The sequence below is a fragment of the Moorena sp. SIO4A1 genome, from assembly GCF_010672065.1.
GTDB lineage: Bacteria > Cyanobacteriota > Cyanobacteriia > Cyanobacteriales > Coleofasciculaceae > Moorena.
On sequence record NZ_JAAHHX010001024.1, the window covers coordinates 1 to 1,072 of the forward strand.

The following is a 1,072-nucleotide window of genomic DNA, read 5'->3' on the forward strand; positions in this document are numbered from 1 at the left end:
GTCAAGAGACGTCAGCGAAATTGTGGTCGCTCACAAAGACCGGATGGCAAGATTTGGATTCGAGCTTATCGAATGGATTTGTGAACAGAACGGTTGCAGAATCGTGGTTCTCGACCAGTCAAATCTATCTCCAGAACGAGAGATGGTGGAAGACATCCTTGCCATCGTCCATGTCTTCAGTTGTAGACTCTATGGACTCAGGAAATACAAGTCAGTTATCAAAGAAGATCCGAGTCTACCCGGAAACTGAATTAAAGCTAAAATGGAGAACTTGGATTAATGCCGCGAGATGGTGTTACAATCAGGCTATCGCAACTCTGAAAACCACAAAAATAGGGAAATACGACCTTAGAAAGAAAATAATGTCAGAGGTCCCTGAATGGGTTAGTAAAACACCTTACAGCCCCAGGGAATCGGCAATATTTCAAGCATTTGAAGCTCATAAAGCAGCCAAGAAGGTAGACGGAGAAGCTAAGTTTAGGAATTTTTCAGATCCAGTTCAATCGATCAGGTTCAATAAGGTTAACTTCAGGAAAGGGACTTTTTACCCAAAAGAGACGAAAGGTAGGGTTTTTCACAGTAGCGAATCAATGCCAGAAAAGATCCTTCATGACCCTACTCTGGTTATTGATCGAGGACGTTGGTTTATTACTTTTGCCATAGACGAAAAACCTGCTAAACCTTCTCTGCCAGATAGAAGTATTGCTTTAGATCCTGGAGTAAGGACATTTTTGACTGGATTTGACGGCCAGAGGTTTTTAGATATAGGTTCAGGAGACATTGGACGAGTTTACCGCCTTTGTTGCCACTTAGATAATCTAATATCTCGCGCCTCTCTAGCTAAGGGATCTAAAAATAAAAGAAAAAGATTCAAGATCAGGAAGGCCGCTCAGCGAATGAGAGTAAAAATTCGCAATCTTATAGACGAAGCTCACAAAAAGGTTGCCTGTTTCCTCACTTCTGAGTATCAAGTTATTTACCTTCCCAAATTTGAGACATCTAAAATGGTGAGTAAAACCAAGAGGAAAATAAGAAGCAAGACCGTTAGAAAAATGATGTCTTGGGCACATTA

General features: G+C 41.1%; 2 protein-coding genes. Both read left to right on the forward strand.

What is annotated here, in order from left to right; genetic code table 11:
• Nucleotides 1-250, forward strand: a 250-nt coding sequence (locus tag F6K53_RS44970) for a recombinase family protein (RefSeq protein ID WP_293087602.1), incomplete at its 5' end; no start/stop codon positions are given.
• Nucleotides 192-1,072 (forward strand): helix-turn-helix domain-containing protein (locus tag F6K53_RS44975; RefSeq protein WP_293087605.1); only part of this gene is annotated, 881 nt, incomplete at its 3' end. The genes F6K53_RS44970 and F6K53_RS44975, both read left to right, overlap by 59 nt.